The sequence below is a fragment of the Agrobacterium deltaense RV3 genome, from assembly GCF_900013505.1.
GTDB classification, from domain to species: domain Bacteria; phylum Pseudomonadota; class Alphaproteobacteria; order Rhizobiales; family Rhizobiaceae; genus Agrobacterium; species Agrobacterium leguminum.
This window is the reverse complement of record NZ_LT009745.1, coordinates 1,340,733-1,363,552: the sequence shown is the minus strand read 5'-3', so window position 1 is coordinate 1,363,552 and position 22,820 is coordinate 1,340,733. Positions and strand designations below refer to the sequence as shown.

At 60.0% G+C, this 22,820-nt stretch carries 24 protein-coding genes; 5 read left to right on the top strand and 19 right to left on the bottom strand.

Annotated features, from left to right (window positions below; genetic code table 11):
* Window positions 1–45: 45 nt before the first annotated feature.
* From ntrC to dusB, 3 genes are read right to left on the bottom strand one after another with little or no spacing between them, the layout of a single operon-like run.
* On the bottom strand, window positions 46–1,497 hold the full coding sequence (gene ntrC, locus AGR7B_RS06920; RefSeq protein WP_035217434.1) for a nitrogen regulation protein NR(I): 1,452 nt from the start codon (window positions 1,495–1,497) through the stop codon (window positions 46–48).
* Window positions 1,494–2,642, bottom strand: coding sequence for a two-component system sensor histidine kinase NtrB (locus AGR7B_RS06915; RefSeq protein WP_035264009.1), 1,149 nt, complete (start codon window positions 2,640–2,642; stop codon window positions 1,494–1,496). The genes ntrC and AGR7B_RS06915 overlap by 4 nt, the downstream gene beginning before the upstream one ends.
* The gene (gene dusB, locus AGR7B_RS06910; protein ID WP_080856324.1) at window positions 2,639–3,655 is read right to left on the bottom strand and encodes a tRNA dihydrouridine synthase DusB; all 1,017 of its coding nucleotides are present in this window, start codon (window positions 3,653–3,655) and stop codon (window positions 2,639–2,641) included. Before dusB ends, AGR7B_RS06915 begins: the two co-directional genes overlap by 4 nt.
* A gap of 276 nt (window positions 3,656–3,931) precedes the next feature.
* On the opposite strand from dusB, the gene AGR7B_RS06905 reads away from it, so the two are divergent.
* Window positions 3,932–5,119, top strand: coding sequence for a bifunctional 2-C-methyl-D-erythritol 4-phosphate cytidylyltransferase/2-C-methyl-D-erythritol 2,4-cyclodiphosphate synthase (locus AGR7B_RS06905; protein WP_080856323.1), 1,188 nt, complete (start codon window positions 3,932–3,934; stop codon window positions 5,117–5,119).
* Window positions 5,116–5,625 carry a CinA family protein gene (locus AGR7B_RS06900; RefSeq protein ID WP_080856322.1) on the top strand — a complete coding sequence of 170 codons (510 nt, stop codon included), beginning with the start codon at window positions 5,116–5,118 and terminating at the stop codon, window positions 5,623–5,625. Before AGR7B_RS06905 ends, AGR7B_RS06900 begins: the two co-directional genes overlap by 4 nt.
* Here the strand turns inward: AGR7B_RS06900 and AGR7B_RS06895 are convergent.
* Window positions 5,607–6,062: a type II toxin-antitoxin system RatA family toxin gene (locus AGR7B_RS06895; protein WP_065655387.1), complete on the bottom strand. Its 456-nt coding sequence runs from the start codon at window positions 6,060–6,062 to the stop codon at window positions 5,607–5,609. The genes AGR7B_RS06900 and AGR7B_RS06895 overlap by 19 nt on opposite strands.
* A 9-nt stretch (window positions 6,063–6,071) precedes the next feature.
* Window positions 6,072–6,641 carry a P-loop NTPase family protein gene (locus AGR7B_RS06890; protein ID WP_080856321.1) on the bottom strand — a complete coding sequence of 190 codons (570 nt, stop codon included), beginning with the start codon at window positions 6,639–6,641 and terminating at the stop codon, window positions 6,072–6,074.
* 239 nt (window positions 6,642–6,880) lie between these two features.
* On the opposite strand from AGR7B_RS06890, the gene AGR7B_RS25825 reads away from it, so the two are divergent.
* The 3 genes from AGR7B_RS25825 (at window position 6,881) to AGR7B_RS06875 (ending at window position 8,944) form a co-directional block, all read left to right on the top strand.
* Window positions 6,881–7,057, top strand: coding sequence for a hypothetical protein (locus AGR7B_RS25825; RefSeq protein WP_162934070.1), 177 nt, complete (start codon window positions 6,881–6,883; stop codon window positions 7,055–7,057).
* A 128-nt stretch (window positions 7,058–7,185) separates the two neighbouring features.
* Window positions 7,186–7,920, top strand: a complete 735-nt coding sequence (locus tag AGR7B_RS06880; RefSeq protein ID WP_080856319.1) for a helix-turn-helix transcriptional regulator — start codon at window positions 7,186–7,188, stop codon at window positions 7,918–7,920.
* Window positions 7,921–8,014: 94 nt separating this feature from the next.
* The gene (locus AGR7B_RS06875) at window positions 8,015–8,944 is read left to right on the top strand and encodes a DMT family transporter (protein WP_080856318.1); all 930 of its coding nucleotides are present in this window, start codon (window positions 8,015–8,017) and stop codon (window positions 8,942–8,944) included.
* Window positions 8,945–9,140: 196 nt separating this feature from the next.
* On the opposite strand, the gene lipA is transcribed toward AGR7B_RS06875, so the two are convergent.
* The 14 genes from lipA to AGR7B_RS06805 form a co-directional block, all read right to left on the bottom strand.
* Window positions 9,141–10,112 carry a lipoyl synthase gene (gene lipA / locus AGR7B_RS06870; RefSeq protein ID WP_065653898.1) on the bottom strand — a complete coding sequence of 324 codons (972 nt, stop codon included), beginning with the start codon at window positions 10,110–10,112 and terminating at the stop codon, window positions 9,141–9,143.
* Window positions 10,113–10,215: 103 nt separating this feature from the next.
* Window positions 10,216–10,464 (bottom strand): GlsB/YeaQ/YmgE family stress response membrane protein, encoded by a 249-nt coding sequence (locus AGR7B_RS06865; RefSeq protein ID WP_042619429.1) that lies wholly within the window; start codon window positions 10,462–10,464, stop codon window positions 10,216–10,218.
* Between the two features lie 99 nt (window positions 10,465–10,563).
* Window positions 10,564–12,009 carry a dihydrolipoyl dehydrogenase gene (gene lpdA / locus AGR7B_RS06860; RefSeq protein WP_080856317.1) on the bottom strand — a complete coding sequence of 482 codons (1,446 nt, stop codon included), beginning with the start codon at window positions 12,007–12,009 and terminating at the stop codon, window positions 10,564–10,566.
* A gap of 56 nt (window positions 12,010–12,065) precedes the next feature.
* Window positions 12,066–12,710 carry an SGNH/GDSL hydrolase family protein gene (locus AGR7B_RS06855; protein WP_080856316.1) on the bottom strand — a complete coding sequence of 215 codons (645 nt, stop codon included), beginning with the start codon at window positions 12,708–12,710 and terminating at the stop codon, window positions 12,066–12,068.
* Between the two features lie 12 nt (window positions 12,711–12,722).
* On the bottom strand, window positions 12,723–14,093 hold the full coding sequence (locus AGR7B_RS06850; RefSeq protein ID WP_080856315.1) for a pyruvate dehydrogenase complex dihydrolipoamide acetyltransferase: 1,371 nt from the start codon (window positions 14,091–14,093) through the stop codon (window positions 12,723–12,725).
* A gap of 14 nt (window positions 14,094–14,107) precedes the next feature.
* Complete coding sequence (locus AGR7B_RS06845; protein ID WP_080856314.1) at window positions 14,108–15,529, bottom strand: pyruvate dehydrogenase complex E1 component subunit beta; 1,422 nt, start codon at window positions 15,527–15,529, stop codon at window positions 14,108–14,110.
* A gap of 17 nt (window positions 15,530–15,546) precedes the next feature.
* Window positions 15,547–16,590, bottom strand: coding sequence for a pyruvate dehydrogenase (acetyl-transferring) E1 component subunit alpha (gene pdhA, locus AGR7B_RS06840; protein WP_065653902.1), 1,044 nt, complete (start codon window positions 16,588–16,590; stop codon window positions 15,547–15,549).
* A 153-nt stretch (window positions 16,591–16,743) separates the two neighbouring features.
* Complete coding sequence (locus AGR7B_RS06835) at window positions 16,744–17,061, bottom strand: FtsB family cell division protein (RefSeq protein ID WP_003502598.1); 318 nt, start codon at window positions 17,059–17,061, stop codon at window positions 16,744–16,746.
* Window positions 17,062–17,400: 339 nt separating this feature from the next.
* A complete protein-coding gene (eno, locus tag AGR7B_RS06830; protein WP_003521367.1) occupies window positions 17,401–18,675 on the bottom strand; it encodes a phosphopyruvate hydratase in 1,275 nt (424 codons plus the stop codon).
* A gap of 148 nt (window positions 18,676–18,823) precedes the next feature.
* On the bottom strand, window positions 18,824–19,669 hold the full coding sequence (gene kdsA, locus AGR7B_RS06825) for a 3-deoxy-8-phosphooctulonate synthase (RefSeq protein WP_080856313.1): 846 nt from the start codon (window positions 19,667–19,669) through the stop codon (window positions 18,824–18,826).
* Window positions 19,669–20,538: a VOC family protein gene (locus AGR7B_RS06820; RefSeq protein ID WP_080856312.1), complete on the bottom strand. Its 870-nt coding sequence runs from the start codon at window positions 20,536–20,538 to the stop codon at window positions 19,669–19,671. Before AGR7B_RS06820 ends, kdsA begins: the two co-directional genes overlap by 1 nt.
* A gap of 104 nt (window positions 20,539–20,642) precedes the next feature.
* Window positions 20,643–21,080: a D-erythrulose-4-phosphate isomerase gene (derI, locus tag AGR7B_RS06815; RefSeq protein WP_080856311.1), complete on the bottom strand. Its 438-nt coding sequence runs from the start codon at window positions 21,078–21,080 to the stop codon at window positions 20,643–20,645.
* A gap of 60 nt (window positions 21,081–21,140) precedes the next feature.
* Window positions 21,141–21,785 (bottom strand): dihydroxyacetone kinase subunit DhaL, encoded by a 645-nt coding sequence (gene dhaL, locus AGR7B_RS06810; RefSeq protein WP_080856310.1) that lies wholly within the window; start codon window positions 21,783–21,785, stop codon window positions 21,141–21,143.
* 11 nt (window positions 21,786–21,796) lie between these two features.
* Window positions 21,797–22,789, bottom strand: a complete 993-nt coding sequence (locus AGR7B_RS06805) for a dihydroxyacetone kinase subunit DhaK (protein WP_080856309.1) — start codon at window positions 22,787–22,789, stop codon at window positions 21,797–21,799.
* Window positions 22,790–22,820 lie beyond the last annotated feature (31 nt).

The following is a 22,820-nucleotide window of genomic DNA, read 5'->3' as shown; positions in this document are numbered from 1 at the left end:
CAATGTGGCGAAAGTGCAACGACAAATGCGACCTTGTCAACATTCTCAGCTTGGGCGGGAGCTGCGATAAACGGAAACGCCAAGCTCGCGGATTTTCTTGCGCAGCGTATTGCGGTTCAGGCCGAGAAGATCGGCGGCCTTGATCTGGTTGCCGCGTGTCGCAGTCAAAGCCGCGAGAATCAGTGGATATTCGAGTTCGCGCAGAACGCGGTCGTAAAGGCCGGGCGGCGGCAGGCCATCGCCGAAACTGGCGAAATAATCCCGCATATTTTCTTCCACCGCCTGCGAAATGGTGAGCGACCCCGTGCGGACCGCCATCTTGTCGAGCGGGCTGTCTGGAACATCCGATTGCAGTTCCTGCTCGATGATCTCGCGGGTGATGACTTCCTGCGGATAAAGCGCCATCAGGCGGCGGATCAGGTTTTCCAGCTCGCGCACGTTGCCCGGCCAGGCGTAGGCCTTCATGACCTCCAGCGCCTCGCTCTCGAAACGCTTGCCTTCCAGACCTTCCTTTTCGCCCTGCTGGATGAAGTGGCGCACCAGATCGGGAATATCCTCGGCGCGGTCACGCAGCGGCGGCAGCCGCAGCGGCACGACGTTCAGGCGATAATAGAGGTCTTCGCGGAAAAGGCCCTGATTGATCGACTGCTTCAGGTCCTTGTTGGTCGCAGCAACGATGCGGACATCCGTGCGGATCGGCGTACGGCCGCCCACCGTCGTATATTCGCCCTGCTGCAACACGCGCAGCAGGCGTGTCTGGGCGTCCATCGGCATGTCACCGATTTCGTCGAGGAACAGCGTGCCGCCCTCGGCCTGTTCGAAACGGCCGGTGGAGCGGTTCTGCGCGCCGGTGAAGGCGCCCTTCTCATGGCCGAAGAGTTCGGATTCGATCAGGTCGCGCGGGATTGCGGCCATGTTGATGGCGACGAAGGGACCGTTGCGGCGCTTGCCGTAATCATGCAGCGCGCGCGCCACCAGCTCCTTGCCGGTGCCGGATTCGCCGGTGATCATCAGCGTCAGGTCGGTCTGCATCAGGCGGGCGAGAACGCGGTAGATTTCCTGCATCGCCGCCGAGCGGCCGACGAGCGGCATGCCGTCCTGCATGTCGTCATCGAGTTTGGCCGGCTTGCGCTTCGGCTCAGACAAAGCGCGGCCGATGATGGCGATCAGCTCCGTCAGGTCGAAGGGCTTCGGCAGATAGTCGTAAGCGCCTTTTTCCGAGGCCTTGATGGCCGTCATGAAGGTGTTCTGCGCACTCATGACCAGAACCGGCAGGTCCGGGCGGGCCTTCTTGATGCGCGGCAGCAGGTCAAAGGCGTTTTCATCCGGCATCACGACATCGGTTACGACAAGATCGCCCTCACCCGCCGAAACCCAGCGCCAGAGCGTGGCGGCATTGGAGGTGATGCGCACGTCGTAACCGGCGCGGCTCAGCGCCTGGTTCAGCACCGTGCGGATTGCGGCATCATCATCGGCGACGAGGATCGTAGCTGTCATTGGTCATTTCCTGTCGTGTTCGGCAAAGAGCGGTCGTCGAGCGCCACTTCCGGCGAGACGGGCATCAATACGCGGAAAGTCGTGCGATGGTTCTGGCTGTCGCATTCCACAATGCCGCCATGGGCGCCGATCAGCTTGGCGACAAGCGCCAGCCCGAGGCCCGAACCATTCGTCTTGGTGGTGATGAAGGGATCGAAAAGATGCGGCAAAAGATCGGCCGGAACGCCCGGGCCATTATCATGCACGCAGAATTCGAGCGGCAGCGAGATGCGCTCCCGGCTGCCGGCGACCGAAAGCCGCATGCCGGGGCGATAGGCGGTGGTAAGGATGATCTCGCCGTCCGGCTGGTTGCCCACGGCTTCCGCCGCATTCTTCACCAGATTGAGAAAGACCTGCACCAGCTGGTCGCGATTGGCATAAACAGGCGGCAACGAGGGGTCGTAGTTTTCCGAAATCTTGATATTGCGGGCAAAGCCGGCCTTGGCGATGGCCTTCACGTGATCGAGCACGGAATGGATGTTGACCGGCACGCGATCCACCGGACGCTCGTCGGAAAACACCTCCATACGGTCGACCAGCGAGACGATGCGGTCGGTCTCGTCGCAGATCAGCCGCGTCAGCGCCCGGTCTTCATCGGCAACCGAGGTCTCCAGCAACTGGGCAGCGCCGCGAATGCCGGACAGCGGATTCTTGATTTCATGGGCGAGCATGGAGGCAAGGCCGGTAACGGAGCGCGCCGCCGCCCGGTGGGTCAATTGCCGGTCGATCTTGTCGGCCATCGACCTTTCCTGGAAGACGACCACCACCGATCCCGGTTCGCTGACAACGGGCGCGACATAAAGATCGACCAGCTTGTCCTGGCCGAGACGCGGCGAACTCAGATCGACGCGATATTCGTTGACCGGCGCGCGGCGCTCCCGCACCTGGTCGATCAGTGCCAGCAACGGGCTGCCGAAGGGAATGAAGGTGGAAACGCGGTAGCGCGCGAGATGGGAGGCGCTCGCCCCGAAAAAGGCTTCGGCTTCCCAGTTGGCGAAGGCGATGAAACCTTCGGCATCCACCAGAATAACCGGGTTCTGCACCGCGTTCAGAACCGCCATGGCAAGCGGGTTTGCATCTGCCGGGCTGTGTTTGTCAGCGCTCATGCGGCCTTCCTTGCGGCGTCTTCGCCCGCATTTTCGCTAAGGGCGGAGCGCAGCAAATCCGCCACTTCCGCCGTGTCACGCGATGTCATGATTTCAGCCTTGTCAGGCGTGGCGATCTCCGGCGCAAAACGGTCGAGATACCAGCCGAGATGTTTGCGGGCATGCCGGAGACCGGCTTCCCTTCCATAAAATTCCAGCATCATCTCGTAATGTTCGATGGCGATGGCGGGAATATCGCCGCGGTGCGGCGCTGAATGTCCGGCAAGCACCGCCGGCAGCCAGGGTTGCCCCTGCGCGCCGCGCCCGACCATGACGGCATCCGCACCCGAACGGCGCAGGATTTCGCGCGCATCTCCGGCCGTTTCAACGTCGCCATTGGCGATCAGCGGCACGGAAATCACCTCACGCACGGCGCGGATGGCATCCCAGTCCGCCCATCCCTCGTAAAACTGCATGCGGGTGCGGCCGTGAATGGTGATCAGCTGAACACCTGCGGCTTCGGCACGGCGGGCGATCTCCGGCGCATTGATGGTGTTCTCGTCCCAGCCGAGCCGCATCTTCAGCGTCACAGGCACGTTGACTGCATTGACCGTTGCCTCAATGAGCGAGAGTGCATGATCCGGATCGCGCATCAAAGCCGAGCCGGAATAACCGCCCGTCACCTTCTTGGCTGGACAGCCCATATTGATGTCGATGATGCCGGCGCCATTATCGGCGGCGATCTTCGCCGCCTCGGCCATGAAATGCGCCTCGCGTCCTGCGAGCTGCACCATATGCGGAACCATGCCGGCATTTTTCAGCCGCGCCCAGGATTCGCCTCGGTTGCCGACGAGCTCACGGCTTGCCACCATTTCCGTAACGACAAGGCCCGCGCCATAACGCCAGGCAAGCTGCCGGAACGGTAGATCCGTCACGCCCGACATGGGCGCCAGCACGGCACGATTACGGATCGTGACTGAGCCGATGCTGAACGGTTCTGACAACTCCGGAAGATGCAATTGATGATCTTTCATGCAGAAGGGTTATTTGCATTATTTTTAGACAGTGTTTGTGCAGTTGCCAAGCACTTTTAGAGGGTTGCACCTTTTATTTGCTGGGCGACTGCCTGCCTGTTTTGCTGTCGGCAGCAATTTGTGCAGGTTCAAAGGCGCAATGACGCTCGATCCTGCGACATGCAGGGGCGAATGCGCGTCTTATCGGGCTGGCCATCCGGGTTTTGAAACGCTAGAGCAGGACTGTCAACCGCTAAGGGTTGCGCGCAAAGCATAAGACCAATGCAGGAAAGTACCATGAAACTCGGCATCGTCATCGTCGCCGCCGGACGCGGAGAAAGAGCGGGCTCTCCCGAGGAAGGGCCGAAACAATATCGCCCTATCGGAGGCAGGGCCGTGATCGAGCATACACTGTCGACCTTCCTCGACTGGAATCATGCCTCCCCCATCGTGATCGTCAGCCATGCAGACGATGCGGAACTACTGTCGCCAATCCTCCGGCGGCTTGATGCCGGCGAGCGGATCGTTACCGTCACGGGCGGCGCAACACGCCAGCAATCGGTGCTTGCCGGGCTGGAAGCGCTCGCCTCGGAAGAGCTGACGCATGTGATGATCCATGATGCCGTGCGGCCTTTCGTCCCCGTGGACATGCTGGAACGCATCGTCGCCCTGCACCGGGCCGGCGCCAGCGGCGTTTTGCCTGCCCTCTCCGTCACCGACACGCTGAAGCGCGGCTCGGATGGTCGCGTCGTGGAAACGGTTTCCCGGCAGGGGCTTTATGCCGCTCAAACACCGCAGAGTTTCAGCTACGGCGATATTCTCACCGCGCACCGCGCCGCTGCCGCCTCCGGAAAGTCCGATTTTACCGATGACGCTTCGATTGCCGAATGGGCGGGGCTGACGGTGACGCTGACCGAAGGTTCGGTCGATAATGTAAAACTCACTCTCAAGCGGGATATCGCGATGGCCGATGAAAAGCTCTCCCACGGATTGCCGGACGTGCGCACCGGCAATGGTTACGACGTGCATCAGCTGGAAGCCGGCGACGGCGTGACGTTGTGCGGCGTCTTCATCGAACACGACCAGAAACTCAAAGGTCATTCGGATGCCGATGTGGCTTTGCATGCGCTGACGGATGCGCTGCTCGCCACCTGTGGCGCCGGCGATATCGGCGATCACTTCCCGCCTTCCGATCCGCAATGGAAGGGTGCCGCCTCGCGCATCTTCCTCGAACATGCGGCCAAAGTGGTTCGCGACAATGGCGGCACGATCATGAATGCCGATGTCTCGCTGATTGCGGAAGCGCCGCGCATTGGCCCGCATCGGCAAGCCATGCGCGAAGCACTGTCGGACATGCTGGGCATCGCGCTGGAGCGCTGCTCGGTGAAGGCGACGACCAATGAGACCATCGGTTTCGTCGGCCGCCGGGAAGGCATCGCTGCAATCGCCACCGCCACCGTCATCTACAGCGGCAGACCTTTATGAGCCTTTTTCCCGCTGACATAGAAGAGTTGGCGCGGGAGATCATTGCCGATTTCACCGCGCATGGTTTCATGGTCTCGACCGCGGAAAGCTGCACGGGCGGCCTGATCGCCGGTGCCCTGACGGAGATTGCCGGCTCCTCCGCTGTCGTTGACCGTGGTTTTGTCACCTATACCAATGAAGCCAAGATGGACATGCTGGGCGTTGGCGCCGAGACGCTGGCGAATTTCGGCGCGGTATCCCGACAGACAGCGCTGCAGATGGCGCATGGTGCCCTCTTCCGTTCCCGCGCGGATTTCGCCGTGGCGGTAACTGGCATCGCCGGTCCGGGGGGCGGTTCCGCCGACAAGCCGGTTGGGCTGGTGCATCTGGCCGCCCATGCGCGCGGCGGTAAAATCCTGCATCGGGAAATGCGTTACGGCGAGATCGGCCGCACCGAAATCCGGCTTGCGACGGTGAGGACGGCGCTCCAGATGCTGATAGACCTCAATCAGGCCGGGTCCGTATAAATTTTATCGGCACGCGTCTCGAAGGCTTCCGCGAACATGCGAAAGGCACGGTCGAACATCGACCCCATGACCGCGCCGAGCAGACGGTTCTTGAATTCATAATCGATGAAAAAATGAATGGCTGAGCCGCCCTCGTCGGCAGGCTCGAAACGCCAGCGATTGTCGAGATATTTAAACGGTCCGTCGATATATTTCACGTCGATGGCGCGCTCGGCCGGGTTCAGCAGCACCTGCGTGGTGAAGGTTTCGCGAATGGCCTTGTAGCCCACCGTCATATCCGCCACCAGCAGCACCTTGCCATCGCGCTCCTTGCGCGAACGGACGGTGAGCGCCTCGCAAAGGGGCAGAAACTGCGGATATTTCTCCACATCGGCGACGAGGTCGTACATGCGGTCGGGCGAGTGTTTGACGTGGCGATGCGTTTCGAACTGTGGCATGAGCGGCAGTTAATCCTCGATACGCAGAAGATCAAGAAGGCGGCGAAACTGTTTTCGGCTTTTCAGCTGGAATACCGGCACATCAGGACCATAAAGCGCGAAATTCTGCTCGAAAATCGGGGCATGGCGGCGTTCGAAATTCCAGATATAGCGCAGGAAATCGATGTCTATCCTTTCGGGACACCCCTCCGCCATTTCCGGGCGGGCCTTGCCGTAACCCTTGATCGCCCGGCTGACGGCGCCCCACAGGCAGAGCCAGCGCGGCATGCGCACCCACAAAACGATGTGGGATCGCGGCAGCCGTATATCGAAAGACGACGGATTGCTGCCGTCCATCAGCCAGCGTTCCTCGGTAATGATGGTGGCTATCCTCCGTCGCTGCTCGTCGCGCGGGCGCGCCTGCCAGCCGGGCAGCCAGAAAACATCGCGATCCATGGAGATGTAGCGAAGTCCGAAATTGCGCGCGAGCTTCTGCGAAAGCGTCGTCTTGCCGCCGCCGGAGCAGCCCACGACCATGATTCGCTGCGCCCCGGCGATGATCGCAGCCGCATCTTCCACCCTGTGAAGATAGTTTGGCATTTCAGAAACCTCATCTGACTGCTGGATTTTTCTGCCATCACCCCGCAGCGATATCTTCGCCGTGCATGACAGTTACGGAAAATTGACTATTGTAACCCCGTCGCAGGGATTGCTATTTATTTGCGACTAATATTACACCCATTGGATGCAACGGCGCTGGAAGCTCCCGATTTCACCCAGCGTATTCATCCTTGGGTTCAGACCCGACATATAACCGCTTTGAGCCACTGAGTGAGCCGATGGACGATTTTTCCAACATCATCAACCTTCTCGAATCCGCCAAGCAACTCGCATCGATGAACGGCATGCCGGTGCTTGCCTATTTGATCGACGTCGCGAAATGCGAGGCGAGAGAGAACAAGCCGGTTCTGCGCAAGCGCAAACGCGGCGAATCGACCGCCAAGGAAGGCTGTTAATTGCCGGCGCGCAGAGCCGATCGATAAAGCCGACTGGCCCAATCTTCAAGACGATGTCATAATCAAACGATGAAACTGGCCGCTTTTTCGAGGCGGCCATTTCTTTGCACAATGGAAACGACAGCGTCATGACAGCCGCATCCGCCGATATCAGAACCTACAGGGAAGAAAGACCGAAGGAACGGCATGGCTTCGTTCAGATCGTTCTTCCGGTTTCCGGGCGTTTGCTGATCGATGTGGCGGGACGGCAGGACGAATTGTCGGCCGGACGCGGCGTGTTCATCCATCGCGATGCGCCGCATACGCAGGAAGCGACGGCAAGCAACCACTCGCTGGTGGTCGATATAGATGAAGGCGCCCTTCCCGAGCAAACGCTCGAGAAATTCGCCCATTCGCCGTTTCTCGATATCGCGCAGGATACGCGGCAATTGATCGCCTATATGCGCGGCGTCATCGGAACAGAGGGGCGACGCGACGATATTGCCGGTCTGTGGGCACCGCTCCTGATCGACAGCCTTGCCAATGAGAAAGCCGACATTCGCCAACGCCTGCGCAGGGTTGTTGCACTTATCAGGGCGGAACCGTTCTTCCCCTGGACCATCGAGATGCTCGCCTCCTGCGTGACGATCAGCGACAGCCGCCTGCATGCGCTGTTTCTCGAAGAATTCGGCCTCCCGCCTCACCGCTGGCTGGCCGGGCTGCGCTTGGACAAGGTCTGCGCATTGCTCAGCAATTCCACCCTGCCGATTGCCGAGATCGCCTTGCGGGCCGGTTTTTCCGACCAGACTGCACTGACGCGCGCCATGCGCAATGCAGTGGGTGAAACGCCCGCAGCCTACCGTCGGACCTGCGGGCTTCATTAAAACCGCCAGCACATTCGATCAGGAGTTTTTGTCAAGACAGCCGCAAAGAGCTGTGGCACATCGCAGGCAGATGTGAATGCGGATGTGACATGACATGAACAGAACAGGTCTCGGTGTTTTTTTCGGCATGCTGGCGGGTGCGCTTTGGGGTGGGATTTTTCTCGCTCCCAAACTCGTGCCGGATTTTTCCGCCCTGCAACTCTCGACGGCGCGTTATCTCACCTATGGGCTGATTTCCCTCATCATCATCGGGCCGCGTCTGAAACGCATCTCGGCCCATTTTGGCGCGCGGGAGTGGATAGCACTCGGCTGGCTGAGCATGATCGGCAATATCGCCTATTATGTCTTCATATCGACCGCGGTAAAATTGAGCGGCGTCGCCTTAACCTCCATTATCATCGGTTTCCTGCCGGTCGCCGTCACCATCATCGGCAGCCGCGATCACGGGGCGGTGTCGCTGAAGCGGCTGTGGCCGTCGCTCGCCTTCGGCGCGATGGGGATTATCGGCATTTCATGGCAGTCGCTGACGGAAAACGATGCGGGGCTCGATGTCTCCCGTGTCATCGGGCTTGCCTGTGCGCTCGGTGCGCTGGCGTCATGGACAGCCTTTGCGGTCGGCAATGCCCGCTGGCTCTCCCGTCTTCACGATGTCAGCGCCGACGACTGGAACATGATGACCGGTGTGGTGACCGGTGGGCTTGCGCTCGCGCTCGCCATTCCGGCCTTTGGCTTTGGCGGCGAAAGCCATAGTTCAGGCGACTGGCTGCACTTTGTGGCTGTTGCAGCCGGGCTTGGTTTTACCGCCTCCATTCTCGGCAATGCCCTATGGAACCGCATGAGCCGCCTTCTGCCGCTCACCATGGTCGGGCAGATGATCCTGTTCGAAACGCTGTTTGCGCTGCTTTACGGTTTTCTCTGGGAAGGGCGTGGCCCGACACTGATTGAGGTCGTGGCAATATGTGCGGTGGTGCTGAGCGTCGTGCTGTGCATGCGGGCGCATCGGCCGGAAAAGGTTGTGGTGTGATCGGTTGAAGGCCGGAAACAGGCGGCGGAGCCATTTCACAAGCCTCGCCTCCTACTCACGTCATCCTAGGGCCCGAGGATCCAATCACGTATCGTACAATCGATAGGTTGCAGATCCTCGGGACGAGCCCGAGCATGACCGTGGAGAGAGCGTATATCGCCCGATGCAGCAACCTATGTTACCGAACCTTTGTCCCCTACTCAGCAGCTGCCAGCAGCTTCTTTTCGCGGGCCGCACGCAGGCGCTCGAAATCGTCGCCGGCATGGTGCGAGGAGCGGGTCAGCGGGCTCGACGACACCATCAGGAAGCCCTTGGTGTAAGCAACCGTCTCATAGGACTTGAACTCTTCCGGCGTCACGAAGGCCTCGACCTTGTGGTGCTTGCGGGTCGGCTGCAGATACTGACCGATGGTCAGGAAGTCCACATCGGCGCTGCGCAGATCGTCCATCAGCTGCAGCACTTCGTTGCGCTCTTCGCCGAGGCCGACCATGATGCCCGACTTGGTGAACATGGTGGGATCGAGTTCCTTTACCCGCTGCAAGAGGCGCACGGAGTGGAAATAGCGCGCGCCGGGGCGAACCGTGAGGTAATTGCCCGGAACGGTTTCCATATTGTGGTTGAAGACATCGGGCTTGGCGGCGACGACACGCTCCAGCGCACCGGGCTTCTTCAGGAAGTCGGGTGTGAGGATTTCGATGGTCGTCGTCGGAGACGCGGCGCGGATCGCCCAGATCACCTTTTCGAAATGTTCAGCACCGCCATCGGCGAGATCGTCACGGTCAACCGAAGTGATGACGACGTGGGAAAGGCCCATCTGCTTGACGGCCTTGGCGACGTTCTCCGGCTCGTTCATATCCAGCGGATTGGGCTTGCCGGTCGCGACATTGCAGAAGGCGCAGGCGCGGGTGCAAATTTCACCCATGATCATGAAGGTCGCGTGCTTCTTGTCCCAGCACTCGCCGATATTCGGACAGCCGGCCTCCTCGCACACCGTCACCAGCTTGTGCGAACGCACCAGTTCACGCGTCTCGTGATAGCCCTTGGAGGTCGGCGCCTTGACGCGGATCCATTCCGGCTTGCGCATGACCTCGGTATCGGGCCGATGCGCCTTTTCCGGGTGGCGAATGCGCTTTTCGTCGGACGACGTCCTGTCGAGAATAGTGACCATTAAAAACCTGCTTCCATCGCCCCTGGCGACCTAAACATCTGTTGGCCCGATGCTTTAGAACAATTCCAGAAAAAGCGTAAGCCCCTTCCGGCCACGAAGCCTTTCAGCGCCGTACCAGCTTCGCCAGAAACAGCAAAAGGCTGGCGCCGAGGAACGAGGTGACGAAATAGCCGAGCCTGCTGTCCTGCACGAAAACATCGAAGGTTCGAAGCACCGCAACCGCAACCACCGAGCCGACGATGCCAAGGACGATGTTCATGAAGATGCCGAAACGCATGTCCATGAGCTTGCCCGCAAGCCAGCCGGCGAGACCGCCGATGATGATTGCTGCAATCCAGCCTACACTTTCCATTCCCACGCTCCCTGAAAGAACCAGCCCCATTTAAGGAGCCTGCATCGAGACATATGGGACACCCGGCATGGTTAGACAATGCCGGGTATCACGGAGCACTTATGCGTTCAGAACACGCCCATAGGCGTCGAGCACGCTTTCCTTCATCGATTCCGAAATGGTCGGATGCGGGAAGATCGTGTGCATGAGGTCTTCTTCAGTGGTCTCGAGGTTCATCGCAACAACGGAGCCCTGAATGAGTTCGGTGACTTCCGCACCGACCATATGCGCGCCAAGCAGCTCACCCGTCTTCTTGTCGAAGATGGTCTTGACCATGCCCTGATCTTCGCCGAGCGCCACGGCCTTGCCGTTCGCCGCAAAGGAGAAGCGGCCGACGCGGATGTCGCGGCCCTGTTCCTTCGCCTTGGCTTCAGTGAGACCGACAGAAGCGACCTGCGGATTGCAATAGGTGCAGCCCGGAATCTTGAGCTTGTCCATCGGATGCACATTCGGCAGACCGGCGATCTTTTCGACGCAGATGACAGCTTCGTGCTCGGCCTTGTGGGCAAGCAGCGGCGGGCCGGCGACATCACCGATGGCGTAGATGCCAGGCACGTTGGTCTTGCCGTAACCGTCGATGACGATGAAGCCGCGATCCGTCTTCACGCCGGCAGCCTCAAGGCCGATACCTTCGATATTGGCGACGACGCCGACAGCCGAGATCATGCGATCAGCCGTGATCTTTTCAGAAGAACCGTCCTTCTTCTCAAGCGTCGCGGTAATGGAGTTCGCCCCCTTCTCCACCTTGGAAACCTTGGTCTCCAGATGAATTTTCATGCCCTGCTTTTCGAGCTGCTTCTTTGCGAAGGTGGAGATTTCCGCATCCTCGACCGGCATGACCTGGCTCATGATCTCGACGACGGTGACGTCGACGCCCATGGTGCGGTAGAAGCTGGCGAATTCGATGCCGATGGCGCCCGAGCCCATGACGAGCAGCGACTTTGGCAGTTCCTCCGGCTTCATTGCCTCGAAATAGGTCCAGATCAGCTTGCCATCCGGCTCGATGCCGGGCAGCGCGCGCGGGCGGGCGCCTGTGGCGACGATGATGTGCTTGGCAGTGTAGGTGCCCTCGCCGAGCGTGTTCTTCGGCACGGGACCCTGCGGCTGAACCACCGGCTTGGTGGACTTGCCTACAACGATTTCGCCCGGCTTGGTGATCTTGGCCTCACCCCAAATGATATCGACCTTGTTCTTCTTGAACAGGAAACCGACGCCGTTGTTCATGCGAGCGGCAATGCCGCGCGAACGCGCCACGATTGCCTTGACGTCAGGCTTGATCGAGCCTTCCAGCGTCAGGCCGTAATCCTTGGCATGGGTGGCGGTGTGCATGACATCGGCGGTGCGCAGCAACGCCTTGGTGGGAATGCAGCCCCAGTTGGAGCAGATGCCGGCCAGATGCTCACGCTCCACGACGGCAACCTTCATGCCGAGCTGGGCTGCGCGGATCGCGGCTATGTAACCGCCCGGTCCCGAACCGATGATGATGACGTCATAAGATTGAGCCATTGTTTTCCTGCCTTGTCCTATCGGGTCGCGAGCAGCGCCACGACCGGGAATTGTTCCTAAAGTCCGAGCATCATGCGGACGACGGGCTCCAGCCCGCGCCCGATGGCTCGCGTGTTTTCAGCATCGAGATGAACGCCATCCACCGGCGTCGTGTGCGCCACGGAACCCGCATCGAAAAATCCGCAATCGAGCTCGTCGGCCAGATCCCGGTAAACGGACGCCAGCATTGCCGATTCATCGATTGCATCACGAAAGATCGCTCCCATCACGGGGTTGGCCGTTTCGCACAGTTGCGGCGGCGCGACGATCAGCACGTCAGGCGCTTCCCAATCGGCCACCTGCCAGATGTGGTTGCGCGTGAGCTTCACAAGCCGCTCCACGCCCTTCATGGCAACAATCGCCGACCCATGGATCGCCGGTTTCATGTCGTTGGTGCCAAGCATGATAATCACCAGATCAAGCGGCGCATGGCTGTGCAACAACGTCGGAAGAATCCGCGCACCATTGCGGTCGCAATCGGCGGTGTTGTCGTCATAAGCGGTGGTGCGGCCGCCAAGACCTTCGTGGATCACATGCACGTCGGAACCGAGCGCCTTTTGCAAGACGCTCGGCCAGAGATCGCCATGGCTATGCCGGCCACCCGTTTCCGCATTTGATCCCCAGGTCAGGGAATCGCCAAAGCAGAGGACCGACTTCACCATTTTATTCTCCGATCAAACCAGCATGCCCATCGGGTTTTCGATGTAGCGCTTGAAGGCGCCGATCAGTTCGGCTCCGAGCGCGCCATCGACGCAGCGGTGGTCGGTGGAGAGCGTCACCGTCATGACGTTGGCGATCTTGATCTCGCCGTTCTTGACGACCGCGCGTTCTTCACCCGCGCCGACTGCCAGAATGGTGGCATGCGGCGGGTTGATGACGGCGGAGAAGCTCTTCACGCCCATCATTCCCATGTTGGACACGGCAGTCGTACCGCCCTGATACTCCTCAGGCTTCAGCTTGCGCTCTTTCGCGCGCTTGCCGTAGTCCTTCATCTCGTTGGAGATTGTGGAGAGCGACTTCTGCTCGGCCTTGCGGATGATCGGCGTGATCAAGCCGCCCGGAATGGAAACGGCGACGCCGACATCCGAATGCTTGTGCTTGACCATAGCGCTTTCCGTCCAGGAGACGTTGGCGTCAGGCACGTCACGAAGCGCCAGCGCCAGCGCCTTGATGACCATATCGTTGACCGAAAGCTTGTAGGCTGGCTTGCCGTCCTTTTCAGGGGCAGCGGCGTTAAGCTGGGCGCGCAGCGCCAGAAGCGTATCCAGTTCGCAATCGACCGAGACGTAGAAATGCGGAACGGTCTGCTTGGATTCGACCAGACGCTTGGCAATGACCTTGCGCATTCCATCATGCGGCACGAGCTCGTAGGAGCCTTCTTCGAACAGCTTGAGAACTGCTTCGTCCGACTGACCCTTGGCGAGTGCGGGGGCCGGTGCCCCTGCGGACGCGGCAGCCGCGCTCGGCGCAGTCTTTGCACCGCCGGAAGCGGCAGCCTTTTCGACGTCTGTCTTCACGATGCGGCCATGCGGGCCGGAACCGGAGACGGCCGAGAGCTCGAGACCAGCTTCCTTGGCGAGACGGCGGGCAAGCGGCGAAGCGAAGATGCGCTCGCCGGACTTTGCAACCGGGGCCGGGGTAGAGGACGCGGGCGCCTGATCGGCGGCCGGCTTTTCAGCCTTGGCAGGAGCAGCTTCGGATTTTTCTTCCTTCGGCGCTTCAGCCTTTGCGGCTTGCTGCTTCGGAGCCTCGGCCTTCGCGGGAGCGGCAGCGCCGCCCTTTGCCGCCTCGGCAACATCCTCGCCATCGGCGGCGAGGATTGCAATGAGGGCGTTGACCTTGACGGCTTCCGTGCCGGCCGGAACAACCAGCTTCGCAACGGTGCCTTCGTCGACGGCTTCCACTTCCATGGTCGCCTTGTCGGTCTCGATCTCGGCGATCACGTCACCGGGAGCGACCTTGTCGCCTTCCTTGACCAGCCACTTGGCCAGATTGCCCTCTTCCATCGTCGGAGAAAGGGCAGGCATGGTGATGTTTATCGGCATCGAAACGCCTCCCCTTACTTGTAGCAGACGGTTTTGACGGCCTGAACGACTTCATCGACGTTGGGCAGAGCCAGCTTTTCGAGGTTTGCCGCGTAAGGCATCGGAACGTCCTTGCCGGCAATCGTCAGGATCGGCGCATCGAGATAGTCGAAAGCAGCGCGCATGACCTGGTTGGCGATGAAGTCACCGACCGATGACTGCGGGAAACCTTCCTCGACGGTGACCAGACGACCGGTCTTCTTGACCGATTCGATGACGGTGGGCAGATCCATCGGACGGATGGTGCGCAGGTCGATCAGTTCGACATCGATGCCGAGCTTTTCGAGTTCCGCAACAGCCTTGATGGCATAGGTCATGCCGATGCCGAAGGAAACGATGGTCGCGTCCTTGCCCTTGCGGTGAATGCGCGCCTTGCCGATAGGCAGCACGAAATCATCGAGCTTCGGCACTTCGAAGCTCTGGCCGTAGAGAATTTCGTTCTCAAGGAAGATGACCGGGTTCGGATCGCGGATGGCGGCCTTGAGCAGACCCTTGGCGTCGGCAGCCGTGTAAGGCATGACGACCTTGAGGCCCGGAATATGGCTGTACCATGCGGCGTAACATTGCGAATGCTGTGCGCCGACGCGGGCAGCAGCGCCCGAGGGACCGCGGAACACCATCGGCGCGCCCATCTGGCCACCCGACATGTAAAGCGTCTTTGCCGCCGAGTTGACGATCTGGTCGATCGCCTGCATGGCGAAGTTGAAGGTCATGAATTCGACGATAGGTCGCAGGCCCGTCATCGCCGCACCGACGCCGATACCGGCAAAGCCGTGCTCGGTGATTGGGGTATCGATGACGCGACGTTCACCGAATTCCTGCAGCAACCCTTGAGTGATCTTGTAGGCGCCCTGATATTCGGCGACTTCTTCACCCATGACGAAGACTTTTTCGTCGGCGCGCATTTCTTCGGCCATGGCGTCGCGCAGCGCTTCACGCACCGTCGTCATCACCATTTCCGTGCCTTCCGGAATGTCCGGATCGGCTGCGACTTCGATCTTGGGTGCTGCCGGAACCTTGGCGGCTTCCTTGGCAGCGCTCGGCTCTTCGGTCGCTTCGCGGGTCTTGCCGCCGGCCGCATCCGAATCGGAATTTGCGGCTTCAGCCTTCGGCTCTTCTTTCTTCGCGGAGGAAGAAATGTCGTCGGCGCTTTCGCCGTCCTGAAGGAGAACGGCGATTGCCGTGTTGACCTTGACGCCTTCGGTGCCAGCCTCGATCAGCAGCTTGCCGATGACGCCTTCATCCACAGCTTCCACTTCCATGGTCGCCTTGTCGGTCTCGATCTCGGCGATCACGTCACCGGATGTAACCTTGTCGCCTTCCTTTTTAAGCCATTTGGAAAGCGTGCCTTCCTCCATGGTCGGAGAAAGGGCGGGCATAAGAATTTCTACTGGCATTGGTTTCCCTTTCCCGATCAGAGCAGAATGTCGGTGTAAAGCTCGGATACATCCGGCTCTGGGTCGTTCTGGGCGAAGTCGGCGCTATCGGCAACGATATCACGGACATCCTTGTCGATGGCCTTGAGTTCGTCTTCGCTTGCCCAGCCCTGCTCCAGAAGCCGTGCCTTGACCTGCTCGATCGGGTCATGTTCGGAGCGCATCTTCTGCACTTCATCCTTGGAACGGTATTTCGCCGGGTCGGACATGGAGTGACCACGGTAACGGTAGGTCAGCATTTCCAGAATGATCGGACCCTTGCCGGAGCGGCAATGTTCCAGTGCCTGGTCGGCTGCGGCCTTGACGGCGCGCACATCCATGCCATCCACCTGAACGCCGGGAATTCCGAAGGACTGGCCACGCAGCGAATAGTTCGACTGGGCCGTGGCGCGGGCGGTCGAGGTGCCCATGGCGTAACGGTTGTTTTCAACGATATAGATGATCGGCAGTTTCCAGAGAGCAGCCATGTTGAAGCTCTCATAGACCTGGCCCTGGTTGGCCGCGCCATCGCCGAAATAGGTCACGGAGACATTGTCGTTGCCGCGATATTTGTTGGCGAAAGCAAGACCGGTTCCAAGCGAAACCTGAGCGCCGACGATGCCGTGGCCGCCATAGAAATGCTTCTCCTTGGAGAACATGTGCATGGAGCCGCCCTTGCCTTTCGACAGACCGCCGCGGCGGCCGGTCAATTCGGCCATGACGCCACGCGCGCTCATGCCCAGAGCCAGCATGTGGCCGTGGTCACGATAGGCGGTGATGACCTGATCGCCTTCCTTCTGCGACATCTGCATGCCGACAACAACGGCTTCCTGACCGATGTAGAGGTGACAGAAACCACCGATAAAGCCCATACCGTAGAGCTGGCCGGCCTTTTCCTCGAAGCGGCGGATGAGCAGCATTTCACGGTAAGCGTGAAGTTCGTCTTCCTTGGAGAAGTCGGGGCTGTTCTTGCCGGTGAATTCGGTTGCAGCCTTTGCCGTGGTCTTGCGGCCGGATACGGTCGCTGATTTTCGCGGCGCCATTCATCCCTCCCTGAGTTGCCATTTGAATGGATAGAGTGGCGCGTACCATATGCAAGAAAATGCCATGCAGCAATGCTTTAAACGCATGGCACATATTCACGCTAAGATGCTGTGAATAAATCAGAAATGTTAAATTAACTTGATTCAGGTTAATCAGAAATATGTGTTCATGATGACGATTTCGTCCGTGCGGGACATATTCAGCTGGTAACGGGAAATCTCGTCGATCATGTCCCGCTCCAGCGAGCCATCGCTCATCAATTCCACCTGCCGCTCCAGCGCCACACGCGCCTGCGTCAGCTTTGCAAGCTCCGCAGTGCGGGTGATACGCTGCCGCTCCAGCCGCTCCGTCGCCTGCAGGCCGAAGTCGCCATGGATGGAATGATACCCGAAATAGGAAAGAAAAGCGATCGTGATGGCCGGAACGATCAGCCGACCGAATCGTCTCTTTTTATGATGTCTGGTCCACATGCCGGAGAGAAGCCTTAAAACGCATAACCTGAGTCTCGAGACTAAGGCGGATTGTTTAACTATCCGTTGACCTTAACGGGCGATTGGCAAATGGGCATTAAAAAGCCCGCCGAAAGGCGGGCTGGATTGGCAAAGACGCTAAAAGAACGCTCGTCATGCCGGACTTGATCCGGCATCCAGCCACAGCGCGTCTGCGCTGTGAGAAGAGTCTTTCGCGATCAAGGACTTGATCGCGCTGGACCCCGGATCAAGTCCGGGGTGACGGAGCGCGGACCATACCACTCGCCGCTTAAACGAACCCGCCAGGCAACGGGCCACATCAAGAAACCCGAACGCGAATTAACCGCGCAGGATCGAACGGCCGGCGTAGGCAGCCTGCGGGCCCAGCATTTCCTCGATGCGGATCAGCTGGTTGTACTTTGCGAGCCGGTCGGAACGGGCAAGCGAGCCGGTCTTGATCTGACCGCAGTTCGTCGCAACAGCGAGATCGGCGATGGTGGAATCTTCCGTTTCGCCCGAACGGTGCGACATGACGGCGGTGTAACCGGCCTTGTGCGCCGTCTCGACCGCATCCAGCGTCTCGGAGAGCGAGCCGATCTGGTTGACCTTGACGAGGATGGAGTTTGCAACGCCCATCTTGATGCCGTCACGAAGGCGCGCGGAGTTGGTGACGAAGAGATCGTCGCCGACGAGCTGGCACTTATTGCCGATGAGATCGGTCAGCGTCTTCCAGCCTTCCCAGTCGTCTTCGGCCATGCCGTCTTCGATGGAAATGATCGGGTACTTGGCGACGAGTTCCGCCAGATATTCCGCCATTGCGCCCGATTCCAGCGTGCGGCCTTCGCCTTCGAGAACGTATTTTCCGTCCTTGAAGAATTCGGTCGAGGCACAGTCAAGACCGACGAACATGTCGTCGCCCGGGCGGTAGCCGGCCTTTTCAATCGACTTCATGATGAAATCGAGTGCGGCGGGCGCGCTTTCGAGCCCCGGTGCGAAACCGCCCTCGTCGCCGACATTGGTGTTGTGGCCCTGGGCAGCCAGTTCTTTCTTCAGCGTGTGGAACACTTCAGAACCCATGCGCACGGCTTCGCGGATGTTTTCCGCGCCAACCGGCAGGATCATGAATTCCTGGAAGTCGATGGGGTTATCGGCATGCGCGCCGCCATTGATGATATTCATCATCGGAACCGGCAGCAGATGTGCGTTCGGGCCGCCGACATAACGGTAAAGCGGCAGGCCGGAAGCTTCGGCGGCAGCCTTGGCGACAGCGAGCGATACGCCGAGAATGGCGTTGGCGCCGATGCGCGACTTGTTCGGCGTGCCGTCGAGCACGATCATCGTCTGGTCGATCTGGATCTGGTTTTCAGCATCGAAGCCGCCGATAGCGTCGAAGATTTCGGTGTTAACGGCTTCGACCGCCTTTTCCACGCCCTTGCCGAGATAACGCTTGCCGCCATCGCGCAGCTCAACCGCCTCATGCGCGCCGGTGGAGGCGCCCGAAGGAACGGCGGCACGGCCCATGGAGCCGTCTTCGAGGTAAACATCGACTTCAACGGTCGGGTTGCCGCGGCTGTCGAGGATTTCGCGCGCGATGATATCGGTAATGGCAGTCATGGTCTCTCCCTTGGGAATGGAACAGATATTTTCCGTCGCCTGTCTTAGACGATGGCGAAGAAATTACAATGACGACGGGCGGCAGAAACGGCCCGCCCGCCATTAAAATCGATTGGCACAAACAGTGCCGCCGTAACGCCTCCGCGCCTCAGGCTTTGGTGATGGCGTCGAAAGCAAGCAGCTTTTCGAGCAGTTTCGGCATGTCCTTCAGATGAACCATGTTGGGGCCGTCGGACGGCGCATTGTCCGGGTCCTCATGGGTTTCGATGAAGAGCCCGGCGACACCAACAGCAACCGCCGCCCGCGCCAGAGTCTCGACGAATTCGCGCTGGCCGCCGGTGGAGCCGCCCTGCCCGCCCGGCTGCTGAACCGAATGCGTGGCGTCAAAGACAACAGGCGCGCCGAGCGAAGCCATGATCGGCAGTGAGCGCATGTCGGAAACAAGCGTGTTGTAACCGAAGGAGGCGCCGCGCTCGCACAGAAGCACATTCGGATTGCCGCTCTCATTCAGCTTGGCCAGCACGTTCTTCATGTCCCAGGGGGCGAGAAACTGGCCCTTCTTGACGTTGATAACGCGGCCGGTTTTCGCGGCGGCGACGAGAAGATCGGTCTGGCGGCTGAGAAAGGCCGGGATTTGCAGCACATCCACCACTTCGGACACGATGGCGCATTGTTCTTCGGTGTGAATGTCGGTCAGAACAGGAAAGCCGAATTCCTTCTTGAGATCGGCGAAAACCTGCATAGCGCTGTCAAGGCCGATGCCGCGTTTGCCGGAAAGCGACGTACGGTTCGCCTTGTCGAAGGACGACTTATAAACGAGCCCGATCCCCAGCTTGTCGCAAAGCTCCTTCAGGACACCGGCGATCATGAAAGCATGTTCCCGGCTTTCCATCTGGCAGGGGCCGGCAATCAGAGAAAATCGCTCGCTGTTGGAAAAGGAAACCGAATTGGCGCCGTCGCCGGCGGTGACTTTGAGATTGTTCGTAACGCTCATCATTTTTCCTCGAAGGCGAATGCAACGCCCTGACCGGGCGCGGCGGACACCACAAGACGGCCGTCCGCTTCTGCGCTGGAGACGCCATTAGCAGCAAGCACCGCTTCTGTCACGGCAAGATCGTCAACGGAAAAGACGATGCCTGCGCCGTGCAGGCCATTCGGAGAATTGGGCAGGCTTTCGCTGAAGGCCGGTTTCTGGTTCAGCCTGATGTGCGCGTTGCCGGTCGCAAAAATAATATCTCCATCTGGAGACATCTCCTCCTCACAGGCAAATACCGTTTCGATCAGACGGACCGCGTTCTGATCGCCGCCAGAAAACAGAACGATCTCGCTGAGACCGGAAGCGCCATTGGCGTGGCGCTCCAGCGCCGCCCGGTCACTCGGCAAAGCCAGCAATCGCTGGCAACTGAACAGAAAGAAATCCGAAGCCGCGCCGCTCGCTGCGAATGCCAGCCGGAATGCCGCCTCACTCTGTGAGCCGTCCGGCATCCGCACGGGCCGTGAAAATTCAAAGATATCGCCTGCCGAGAAGCCGGATGCGGAAAACCTGTCATGATCGGCAATGGCGCTTTCGCTTCTTGCCACCAGGGCCGAAAAACCCTCATCGCCATGACGCTGCCGAAAGGCCCGATCCCTGCCGGTGAACACGTCGCCCCTGTTCACCGATTCATTATATTTAGCCGGGTCAGCAATCGCGAGCGGTTCCAGATAGGTGCCGTCCGTGAAGAAAACGCAGGCATTCTGCGTGCCGAAGGGATGGAGGGCCTCCGGAGCGACGGTGAAGCCGAGAAGCTCAAGGCGGTCTTTCGCCACGGCAAGAGACTGTACCGGCAAAACGAGATGATCGACACTATTTCGGTTCGCCATTTTCGAGCCCCTGTGCTGCGGGTTTGCGCGTGACAAAAGCACAGATGACGCCAGCAATGCAAACGATCAGCTTCGCCGGGCCGGTCTCGTCACGCACCTATGGCTTACCGGCATGCATCGAGACGGTTGATCGCCTCCACGTTTTTCGCCGAAGACCCTTTCGGATCGAATTCCGATGCCAGCCAGGTGTCGACGATGGCTTTCGCCAGTTCCGGTCCGATCACGCGGGCGCCCATGGTGATGATCTGAGCGTTGTTGGATTTCGCCGCGCGTTCGGCGGAATACGTATCATGGGTCAAGGCGGCGCGGATGCCGGGCACCTTGTTGGCGGAGATGCAGACGCCGATGCCGGTTCCGCAAAACAAGAGGCCGCGATCAAATTCACCGGCGATGATGCTGCCGGCCACGGCTTCGGCCAGATCGGCATAAAATCCGTCCTGGCTTCGATCCACGACGGTCAGCCCTTGCCTGCTGGAAAGATGGGCGAGCACCGCATCCAGCAGGGGTTTTCCGGCGCTGTCAGCGCCCGCGACAATTCTCATTTCGGTGTCTCCCGTTATTCGCGTGCGAGCCTCGTGGGCTTCAGCCGACATGTCATGTTTTCAAGATTGCAATCTGGCCTGTGCGCCTTCGGCAAGGCTGCGCAGGATGAGCGCGCAGGAGGTGGCGCCCGCATCGAGAACACCAAGCGAGCGCTCGCCAAGACGGCTGGCGCGGCCGATCTTCGCCACGAGATTGATGGTCGAATCCCTGCCGGTTTCGGCGGCAGCGACAAGGGCTGCGGCAGCATCGTGGAATGACGCGCCCGAGGCGGTGGCGGTGTCGAATGCCGTCACGGCCGGCACCAGCGTATCCAGCAGCGTCTTGTCGCCCACCTTGGCCGAACCGATGGAACTGACGCCTTCAAGACCGGCATGCAGCATTCTGCTGAAGGACGGTGCATCGATAACCTCGGCATTTTCGATCTTCTCGGCGAATTCCGTAAACAGCACCCCATAAAGAGGCCCCATGGAACCGCCGATTTCCGTCATCAGGATCGTGCCGAGCGTATCGAGCGCCTTGGCAAGCGAGGCGTCCTGCCCTCTCAGCCGGTCTGCCGCCATGCCGAATCCCTTGGCCATGTTCACGCCATGGTCGCCATCGCCGATCTTGCCGTCGATCTCGCTGAGATAGGCGCGGTTTTCGATGATCGTTTCGGCCATGGAGAGAACGATGTCGCCGGCCTTGGCGTTCTGAAAAGACTGCATGAATTTTCTCCTCACAGCATAACGGTGCAAAGCGCCTCGGCATCGAGCAGCGGTTTCAGCTCGTCATCCAGCGCCATCACGGTCAAAGTCGCGCCCACCATCTCAAGCGACGTGAAATAGTTGCCGATATAGGTTTTGTGGATTTTCAGGCCACGCGCCGAAATCTCGGATTCTATCGTGTCGTTGAGGATGTAGAGTTCGTTGACGGGCGTCGCACCAAGCCCGGAGACCAGCACCGCCACCTCGCTGCCAGCCGGCAGGTTGTGATCGTCGAGCACGATCTTGCACATGTCCTTCGCCACCTCAGCGGCGGATTTCAGCTTCTCGACGCGAACGCCGGGTTCGCCATGGTGGCCTATGCCCACTTCCATCGCGCCCGGTTCGATCTGGAAGTTGGGATGGCCGACCGCCGGCAGGGTGCAGGGGCCGAGACCGACGCCGATGGAGCGGCAATTGTCGATGGCCTTCTGGGCGGTGGCCCGCACATCCTCCAGCGAAGCGCCGCTTGCCGCCTTGGCGCCGCCGATCTTCCACATGAAGATTTCGCCGGCGACGCCGCGGCGTTTCTCACGCTCCTCGGGGGCCGCGGAACACACATCGTCATTGGCGACGACGGTGGCGATCTCGATGCCGTCTTTGGCGGCGAGTTTTGTCGCCATCTTCACATTCATATTGTCGCCGGCATAATTGCCGTAGAGCACGATCACGCCCCTGCCGCCATTGGCTTCGCGGATCGCGTCGTGAAAGCTCTTGGCCGTGGGTGATGAAAATAATTCGCCGACGGCGACGGCATCCAGCATGTTGCGGCCGGTGTAACCGATAAAGGCCGGCTCGTGGCCCGAGCCGCCGCCCGTGACAACACCGACCTTGCCGGCGACCGGCGCGCCCCTGGCAACGACGACACGCGGATTTTCCGCAAGGCGCACGATGTCGCGATGGGCCTTGACGAAGCCTTTCACCGTATCCTCGACCACCTCGTCGGGATTATTCACAAATCTCTGCATTACTCTCCTCCTTTATGCCGTCTACGCGCCA

Coding starts and splice junctions, on each gene's coding strand:
- AGR7B_RS06905 (WP_080856323.1), top strand. CDS start 3,932: ATGAAACTCGGCATCGTCATCGTCGCCGCCGGACGCGGAGAAAGAGCG.
- AGR7B_RS06835 (WP_003502598.1), bottom strand. CDS start 17,061: ATGTGGACCAGACATCATAAAAAGAGACGATTCGGTCGGCTGATCGTT.
- eno (WP_003521367.1), bottom strand. CDS start 18,675: ATGACTGCCATTACCGATATCATCGCGCGCGAAATCCTCGACAGCCGC.
- lpdA (WP_080856317.1), bottom strand. CDS start 12,009: ATGGCTCAATCTTATGACGTCATCATCATCGGTTCGGGACCGGGCGGT.
- AGR7B_RS06915 (WP_035264009.1), bottom strand. CDS start 2,642: ATGAGCGCTGACAAACACAGCCCGGCAGATGCAAACCCGCTTGCCATG.
- AGR7B_RS06895 (WP_065655387.1), bottom strand. CDS start 6,062: ATGCCACAGTTCGAAACGCATCGCCACGTCAAACACTCGCCCGACCGC.
- AGR7B_RS06890 (WP_080856321.1), bottom strand. CDS start 6,641: ATGCCAAACTATCTTCACAGGGTGGAAGATGCGGCTGCGATCATCGCC.
- AGR7B_RS06850 (WP_080856315.1), bottom strand. CDS start 14,093: ATGCCGATAAACATCACCATGCCTGCCCTTTCTCCGACGATGGAAGAG.
- AGR7B_RS06865 (WP_042619429.1), bottom strand. CDS start 10,464: ATGGAAAGTGTAGGCTGGATTGCAGCAATCATCATCGGCGGTCTCGCC.
- AGR7B_RS06845 (WP_080856314.1), bottom strand. CDS start 15,529: ATGCCAGTAGAAATTCTTATGCCCGCCCTTTCTCCGACCATGGAGGAA.
- AGR7B_RS06880 (WP_080856319.1), top strand. CDS start 7,186: ATGACAGCCGCATCCGCCGATATCAGAACCTACAGGGAAGAAAGACCG.
- kdsA (WP_080856313.1), bottom strand. CDS start 19,669: ATGAGCGTTACGAACAATCTCAAAGTCACCGCCGGCGACGGCGCCAAT.
- dhaL (WP_080856310.1), bottom strand. CDS start 21,785: ATGCAGTCTTTTCAGAACGCCAAGGCCGGCGACATCGTTCTCTCCATG.
- AGR7B_RS06900 (WP_080856322.1), top strand. CDS start 5,116: ATGAGCCTTTTTCCCGCTGACATAGAAGAGTTGGCGCGGGAGATCATT.
- pdhA (WP_065653902.1), bottom strand. CDS start 16,590: ATGGCGCCGCGAAAATCAGCGACCGTATCCGGCCGCAAGACCACGGCA.
- AGR7B_RS06820 (WP_080856312.1), bottom strand. CDS start 20,538: ATGGCGAACCGAAATAGTGTCGATCATCTCGTTTTGCCGGTACAGTCT.
- AGR7B_RS25825 (WP_162934070.1), top strand. CDS start 6,881: ATGGACGATTTTTCCAACATCATCAACCTTCTCGAATCCGCCAAGCAA.
- derI (WP_080856311.1), bottom strand. CDS start 21,080: ATGAGAATTGTCGCGGGCGCTGACAGCGCCGGAAAACCCCTGCTGGAT.
- lipA (WP_065653898.1), bottom strand. CDS start 10,112: ATGGTCACTATTCTCGACAGGACGTCGTCCGACGAAAAGCGCATTCGC.
- AGR7B_RS06875 (WP_080856318.1), top strand. CDS start 8,015: ATGAACAGAACAGGTCTCGGTGTTTTTTTCGGCATGCTGGCGGGTGCG.
- ntrC (WP_035217434.1), bottom strand. CDS start 1,497: ATGACAGCTACGATCCTCGTCGCCGATGATGATGCCGCAATCCGCACG.
- AGR7B_RS06805 (WP_080856309.1), bottom strand. CDS start 22,789: ATGCAGAGATTTGTGAATAATCCCGACGAGGTGGTCGAGGATACGGTG.
- dusB (WP_080856324.1), bottom strand. CDS start 3,655: ATGAAAGATCATCAATTGCATCTTCCGGAGTTGTCAGAACCGTTCAGC.
- AGR7B_RS06855 (WP_080856316.1), bottom strand. CDS start 12,710: ATGGTGAAGTCGGTCCTCTGCTTTGGCGATTCCCTGACCTGGGGATCA.